This is a genomic window from Desulfatibacillum alkenivorans DSM 16219, from assembly GCF_900142135.1.
Lineage (GTDB): Bacteria > Desulfobacterota > Desulfobacteria > Desulfobacterales > Desulfatibacillaceae > Desulfatibacillum > Desulfatibacillum alkenivorans.
The window spans coordinates 23,939-31,020 of record NZ_FQZU01000054.1 but is presented as its reverse complement, the minus strand read 5'-3'; the positions used below and the strand labels follow the sequence as shown (position 1 = coordinate 31,020).

Below are 7,082 nucleotides of genomic sequence, written 5' to 3'. Positions count from 1 at the left end.
GGGTGCCCTGAAGTCCAGAGCCTCTTTTACAATGTCCGGGAATTTTTTTTAAAGTCCTCTTGTTGCTTGGCGTCACTCTGAACATGAACAGTTCTTGGAACAATTTTTCTCCATCCGTGACGCTTAAGCATTCGATATACTGTTGTTTTATGCACTGAATGCCCTAAGCGCCCTTCCAGTTTGGCCTTGATTTCCATTGCGGTTGCAATCTTACCGGTAAGAGCCTGCTCCTGGAAGGGCTCTAAAAACTCAGCTTCCTCTTGCAAGGACAAATACGCCTTGTATCGCCCACCCTTGCCGGGGCCGTCCAGTGCATCCGGCCCCTTATTGTTATACTGAGAGACAATGTTATGAACGGTTTGAGTCGCCAGATTCAAATGAAGCGCTATCTCATTGGCGGGCCTCGGATCCACCAGGGCATTCAATACAACAAGCCATTTTAAAACCCGGGGGAACCCCACCGTTTCCCTTATCCGATCTTGAATTTCCTGGACCGTAAGATGCTCTTTGGCTTTTGTCACTTTTCCCATGGTCGCCTCCTTTTTGAAACGACCATATCATATTACTTAATAGATTGCAACTTGGTATGACGGGCTGGTTCACGCCGAACTCGCCGTCCCTGACCATTCGGAGGATTTCGTCCCAGCGGCCTGCTTCGATCAATCGATTGATCCCGGCATAGTGACCCAATTTCTCCCAATAGAGAGACGACTTGCCTAAGGTATCTTTGGCGGCCTCCGAAACAGCCGGTTCTGCTTTTAATGCATTGGCCTGGATTGAATTACTATCAGGCGATACCTCTACATGGGGCGCCGGTTGATCTTCGCCTTCATGCAGATCAATAGGATTGGGGACCGCTTTTCCTTTAATCTTCGCTGCGGGGGCGCCGCTGTCCTGAGCAACTGGGGCCCCCTGCTTGTCGTTTTGCAGGAAAACGAAAGCCCCGGCCGCCAAAAGACAGGCGGCGACAAGAAGCATCGCCGCCGCCCGCACGGATTTTTTTGAAAAAGGTTGATTCATACTCTACCTCAACCGGCCTCATTCCCCGAGTTGTTGGGCGATGTATTCCGCAACCTTTGCGGCGTGGGGGTAGTGTATTCCATAGGCGCCTCCCTTGCCTCCAAGGAGAATGACTTGCTCACTATAGTTTTCCGAAAAATACCGGACTCGCTCCAGTTGGGTTTGATTCGCATAAAGCCCCTTTGTTTCGAGATATTGCAGAAATGCCACATCAGTATTGCGGGAGTTGATGACTGCATCCATAAAAGTTTCACCTTCAAAAATCGAATCAGGAATCAGGTCAATTCCTTGGCTCTCGTAATATTGAAAAATTTTGTCCAAATATAGTCTGATCTGCCGCTGATCCATCCCAATACTTCCAAGATCAAAGCCGTTTTCCAACAAGATTTCCACCAGTACGGGATTGGCGGTTCCGGCGATTTCATAGACATGTTTATCCTCCAGTTCGTACCCCAATTCCATCAAGCGACGGGTTGTTTCTCCAAAGGTTTTCGGAGTAATAGACATAGAGAGTACATCACGGCTGCTTCCTTCAGCGACCTCGGGGGAGAGCCCTAATTCCATGAAGTAGTCAATTATATCAAGATAGTCGTGTCGGATGGCGCTGCGCAGCCCCGATATCCCGTACTCGCCGGTAATATCAACACCGTGATCATGTAAAAACTTCAGTCCTTCTAGATTGCCTGCTGAACAGACTATGCGGACAATGTTCCTGCCGGGAGGCGTCAGGTCCGCTCCAAGTTCGTACAGCGCCCTGACCCCCTCCATGTAGGATCGCTTAAGCGCTATCTCGATAAGGGTCATGCCGGCCGGGTTCACGGGCTGGTTCACTCCGAACTCCCCCTCCCTGACCATGCGAAGGATTTCGTCCCAGCGGCCTTTTTCAAGCAATTGATTGATCTCGGCATAGGGCGCCCAGCGGTCCCACTTGGCTTTAAACTTATCCACCGCCTCCCTGTCGGCCTCGGAAACAGCCGGTTCCGCTCGTTTGTTTTTTACGGTATTGGCTGGAAGGAGCGGTTCTTGGTTGGAAAGGCCGTTTTCTTGTCCATCAGCTTCGGAAGTCTCATTTTCAGGGGTGATTATAGCTTGAGCCAGGGCCTTGTTTTCCTGAACAGCGGGTTCCACCTGCTTCCCGCCCTTCAGGAAAATGGAAACCCCGGCTAAGAATATGTTGGCCACAGCAATCGCTGGCAGCAGCACTCGCAAAGTTTTTTTGGAATAAAGCCGGTTCATTTGCTTGTTATCTCCAACACTTTTATTTTGAATTAGCATTCCATGGTACACGCAATAGCTTCCATTGGGCATATTTCCATACATTCGCCACACACGTCAGGGCATGAAGACATACATTCCCACCATATTATGTAGACTTCATTATTATTATTTATAGAGATACAATGTTTCGGACAAACATCCATACAGCGTGAACAATGTGAGCAAAATAGGGGATTTATATAATAAAAAGACTTCGGGCGCTCCACTTCAGCAAAAATGGGCTTAATCCCCCCTGCAAGCACAAAATTCCCTGCCGCAACCAAACCTTTCTTCACAAAAGCCCTTCTGGAAAATTCATCCCTGTCCTTTTTCATGCTTCAACATCCTTTCTTGGTACAGGTTTCAAAATGGCGGCCAACCGCCAATCATTGGGGAGTAAGGGCGGTTTTCATTTTTTCTTCGGAAAAGGCCCTTTTTCGCATCGCGCCGCCTCCGGCGTCCCTGCCTTGGTTTGCAGCCTCAAAGAGGGTGTAAGGATTTTCAATCTATAATAGATATATAAATTACTATTAGAACATAAAAACTTTTAGATCTCATATTACCGCTTTCAAAATTTTGCAAGGCAATTTTTGGGATATTAAATCACAATGCGGATATATAAACTGTATGTATAGTGATTTTTCGGCGTGTCATTACGACATTATGGCAGCTTGAATAACCCTCAAAGCGAAACCGGCGTTCATTTTGGGCGATGAGAAGCTCCTTGGCGGCCGGAAACTCCGGTTGAATTTGCGGGCTTGGAGGATTTGCCATTATCCCCTGATTGATGGTAAGAACAAGGACCGGATCGGAGTGGATTAGGGAACAGGACCGCATGAACATTAAAGGGTTTGCCAAAAAAGCCGCCATTGCCGTTATCCTGCTATGTCTGGCGGGCGTTGCGGGCGTCGTGGCTTTCAGCATGAAGATGGCGAATTACGCCAACACGCCCCTGGATCCCCAAGGTAGGGAACAAACCTTTGAGGTCTCCCGGGGCAAGGGGCTTTCGGCCGTAGCCCATGATCTGGAGGAGCAAGGTCTCGCCTCCCATCCCGGCTGGTTTTCACTCCTGGCCCGCATCCAAAAGACGGACGCCAAAATTCACGCCGGGGAATACATTTTGTCTCCGGACATGACTCCCCTGGAAATTCTGAACGTTCTGGTCAAGGGGAGGACCGTCCTGTACCGGCTTACTGTTCCCGAGGGCGTGACCATGGTCCAGACTGCGGCTTTGGCGGCTCAGGCGGGTTTCGGGCCGGAGGAGGAATTCCTGGACAAGGCGTCGGACCCGGCTTTCGCCGCATCCCTGGGCGTGGAGCAGGAAACCCTGGAGGGCTATCTTTTTCCCGACACTTATTATTTCAACAAGGGCGCTTCCCCGGAAAAGGTTATAACCACCATGGTCCAGCGCTTTCACACGGTGTTCAAGCCGGAATGGGAGGGCCGGGCCGAAGAGCTTGGCATGACCGTGCATCAGGTGGTCACCCTGGCCTCCATCATAGAAAAGGAAACCAGCGTCCCGGACGAAAGGGCTTTGGTCAGCTCTGTGAATCACAATCGCCTTAAAAAAGGGATCAAGCTCCAGAGCGATCCCACGGTGATATACGGCATCAAGGAATTTGACGGCAACATCACCCGCAAACATTTGGAGACCCCTACCCCCTACAATACATACACCAGCAAGGGGCTTCCGCCGGGGCCCATCGCCAGCCCGGGCGAGGCGGCGCTGCACGCGGCCTTGTATCCGGCGGAGACCGACTATTTGTTTTTCGTGGCAAAGGGCGACGGGGGGCACCAGTTTTCCACCAATTTGCGGGACCACAACCGGGCGGTTAGGAAATACCAGTTGCGGAGATAGAGCGGAATCGGTCCTAAAAGCATACGAGTGCGTAGGAAAAATCGCAGCTGGATCGAAGCCGACAAGAATGACGCTGGGTCCCCGTTTCCGGGAGTGCGTCACGATGATTGCAAAACTGCCGCAATCATCCCGCCGCCCCCTTCCACGGGGATGACGGGGAGCAACGGCTTTCGTCCCCCAATGGCCTTGGATGCGCCGTTTTGCCTTTACCGAGGAGCAACAGGCGCCCCTTGGAACTGCATTCACCCCGAATTATCGTCATCCCGGCAAGGGGCGGTCTGCTTTTGAAGACCGCCCTGCAAGCCGGGACCCAGTGTCATTTTGAAAACTTGGTAAAAAAGTCTTGAAAGCCTGGATAATGAATATCATAAATATTCAAATGACGGCGATTTGGTTTTGTCTTTCTTAAGTAAACACTCAACCACACTGGAAATATTCATGAATATTGAAGATCTTGCCGGCCAGCGGCTAATGGCCGGGTATGACGGAACCACTTTGAACGACCAGTTGAAGGAATACATCCGGGAATACCGGGTGGGAGGCCTGATTTTTTTCGCCCGAAACCTGATTGAGCCCAAGCAGATCGAGCAGCTTTGCCGCGATTCCCAGGCTTATGCAAAGGACCAGGGCCTGCCGCCTTTGCTCATCGCCGTGGATCAGGAGGGCGGCCCGGTTGCGCGGCTTAAGCCGCCGTACACGCAGTTTGCGGGCAATCCCGGCATCAAGTCCGAAGAGGACGCCCAGGAATACGCCCGGGTTATGGCTAAAGAGCTGCTGGAGGCGGGATTTAACATGAACATGGCGCCTGTCATGGACGTGGTTCCCCCGGATTTTGACAGCATCATGATCGGCCGGGCCTTTGAAGGCGGACCTGAGGAAGTCGCCCGGTTGGGAGGCTATGTCATCCAATATTTGCAGGAATACGGGATTCTGGCCGTGGCCAAGCACTTTCCCGGGATCGGCCGCACCACCCTGGACTCCCATTTGGAGCTGCCCTACTCCCACACGCCCCGCGCCCAGCTTGAGGCCGAGGATTTGGTTCCTTTTCAAGAAGCCGTTAAAAAGCAGGCGAGCGGGGTCATGTTCTCCCACATTTTGTACACGGACCTGGACCCGGATTGGCCGGCCAGCATTTCCCCGGCTATCGTCTCCCTGTTGCGGGAAGACATGGGCTATACAGGAATCATCATGACCGACGACCTGGACATGGGGGCCGTGGCCAAACAATTTCCTATTGAAACTGTCATAGAGCAGTTCATGAAGTCGGGCTCGGACCTGGCCTTGATCTGCCACCCCGGCCCCAACATAAAAACGGCTTTTAATATTATTCGCAAGGGCCTGGAATCGGACCCGAACCTGCTGGCAATGGGGCGGGCTTCCGTGCAACGGATGCTGGCCGCCAAACAGGGGATTTGACTGCCTTGATTCGCCTGGTATTGCCATTTCGGGAATAACGCGATACCATAGGGCGCATCATAGGTATTGGGAGATTTTTATGATTGAAATTCGCAGGCTGGAAGATAAATGCAATCACTGCATGATGTGCGTGCGGGAATGCACCTCCGGGGTGTTTCGGAATGTGGGCGGAAAATGCATGGTGGTGGACCCTCTGGCCTGCAACCTGTGCAGCCATTGCGCGGCCATCTGCCCGCAAAGCGCCATTGTGCACAGCGGCCTGGATCAAACCCAGATTGCGGCGGCCCAGGCCAAGCTGATCGACCCCGAGGCGTATGCGGAAATTGCGCGCACCCGGCGGAGCGTCAGGGCCTATAAGGACAAGCCCGTGCCCCGGGACGTGCTGGAGAAAATCCTGGATCTCGCCAAGTATTCCCCCACGGCCAGCAACACCCAGAACGTGGAGTACACCGTGGTTGGGGATCGGGCGCTGATCAAAAGCATCGCGGACCGGATTTTTTCCTATGGCGCCCGTTTCGCCGATTGGACTCAAACCCGGAAGGGCAAGCTGGCTTTCGGGGCTTTGAATCTTGTCGCTCCCAAGGCGAATTTGGGCCGCTATGTGGAGGGCATGGATTATTACAAGGAGCAGGCCGCCAACGGCAAGGATTTGATTTTGCATAACGCCCCTGCTCTTATGTTGATTCACGCTCCGGCCAAGGCGCCTTTCGCCTGCGACAACTGCAATATCGCGGCGGCCAACATCACGAATTACGCCCACGCCCTGGGCCTGGGGACCTGCTACATAGGCTTTTTAACCCTGACCTTAAAACTGAACAAGGGCATGAGGCGGGAGCTTGGCATTCCTCAAGGCAATAAGGTTTTTGTCAGCCTTGTCATGGGCTGGCCGGAATATAAGTTCAAACGCGTCACCGCAAGAAAAGAACCCTCGGTAACCTGGATAGGAGCAGATTGACAGCTTTTTAATCCCCAAGGAGGCGGCATATGAAGTGTCCGGCATGTGGACGGGAGCTAACGGAAATGACGGCGGGCGATGTCAAGGTGGACGCTTGCCAAAACGGTTGCGGCGGCATTTGGTTCGATCGGTTTGAATTGAAAAAGCTGGCGGATCCCAGGGAGTCGGACGGGGAAAGCCTGCTTGATTTGAACCGCGACCCGGAGGCTTCGGTGGATCTGGAGGCGCGGAAAAAATGTCCGGCTTGTGCAGACATGATTATGATGCGCCATTTTTTCAGCCCGAAAAAAGCCGTGGAAGTGGAGGAATGCCCCCAATGCGGCGGCCACTGGCTGGATTTCGGAGAGTTGGGCGAAATCCGCAGTTGGAAGCTCTCGGACAAGGAGCGCTTTGAGGCCGCCCAGGATTATTTTTCCGAGATTTTCGACAACCAACTGGCCCAGTTGGAAAAAGCCCGGAAGATGGAAGCGGAAAAGATTAATAATATCACAAGAATATTCCGTTTTATTACCCCCAGTTGGTACTTGAAACGAAAATAGCCCGGCTCCTAAAATAGACCTGAACCGTCTTGGAGTG

General features: G+C 52.5%; 8 protein-coding genes. 4 read left to right on the top strand and 4 right to left on the bottom strand.

Translation table 11 applies throughout. From position 1 onward, the window contains the following. Window positions 1–26: 26 nt before the first annotated feature. Genes BUE18_RS24935 through BUE18_RS28840 form a run of 4 tightly spaced genes read right to left on the bottom strand, consistent with a single transcriptional unit; the run spans window position 27 to window position 2,612 of the window. A complete protein-coding gene (locus BUE18_RS24935) occupies window positions 27–377 on the bottom strand; it encodes a helix-turn-helix domain-containing protein (RefSeq protein ID WP_170868462.1) in 351 nt (116 codons plus the stop codon). A gap of 13 nt (window positions 378–390) precedes the next feature. Continuing rightward, a complete protein-coding gene (locus BUE18_RS28130) occupies window positions 391–1,020 on the bottom strand; it encodes a hypothetical protein (protein ID WP_170868461.1) in 630 nt (209 codons plus the stop codon). An 18-nt stretch (window positions 1,021–1,038) separates the two neighbouring features. After that, entirely contained in the window at window positions 1,039–2,256 is a 1,218-nt protein-coding gene (locus tag BUE18_RS24925) for an ankyrin repeat domain-containing protein (RefSeq protein ID WP_170868460.1), read from the bottom strand. A 32-nt stretch (window positions 2,257–2,288) separates the two neighbouring features. Next, window positions 2,289–2,612: a 4Fe-4S binding protein gene (locus BUE18_RS28840; RefSeq protein WP_073478861.1), complete on the bottom strand. Its 324-nt coding sequence runs from the start codon at window positions 2,610–2,612 to the stop codon at window positions 2,289–2,291. 500 nt (window positions 2,613–3,112) lie between these two features. On the opposite strand from BUE18_RS28840, the gene mltG reads away from it, so the two are divergent. From mltG to BUE18_RS24900, 4 genes are all read left to right on the top strand, one after another. After that, window positions 3,113–4,135, top strand: a complete 1,023-nt coding sequence (mltG, locus tag BUE18_RS24915; RefSeq protein WP_073478860.1) for an endolytic transglycosylase MltG — start codon at window positions 3,113–3,115, stop codon at window positions 4,133–4,135. A gap of 438 nt (window positions 4,136–4,573) precedes the next feature. Further along, window positions 4,574–5,551, top strand: a complete 978-nt coding sequence (locus BUE18_RS24910) for a glycoside hydrolase family 3 N-terminal domain-containing protein (RefSeq protein ID WP_073478859.1) — start codon at window positions 4,574–4,576, stop codon at window positions 5,549–5,551. A gap of 79 nt (window positions 5,552–5,630) precedes the next feature. After that, window positions 5,631–6,506: a nitroreductase family protein gene (locus tag BUE18_RS24905; RefSeq protein ID WP_073478858.1), complete on the top strand. Its 876-nt coding sequence runs from the start codon at window positions 5,631–5,633 to the stop codon at window positions 6,504–6,506. Between the two features lie 29 nt (window positions 6,507–6,535). Further along, complete coding sequence (locus tag BUE18_RS24900; RefSeq protein WP_073478857.1) at window positions 6,536–7,045, top strand: zf-TFIIB domain-containing protein; 510 nt, start codon at window positions 6,536–6,538, stop codon at window positions 7,043–7,045. The last annotated feature ends 37 nt before the right edge of the window (window positions 7,046–7,082 follow it).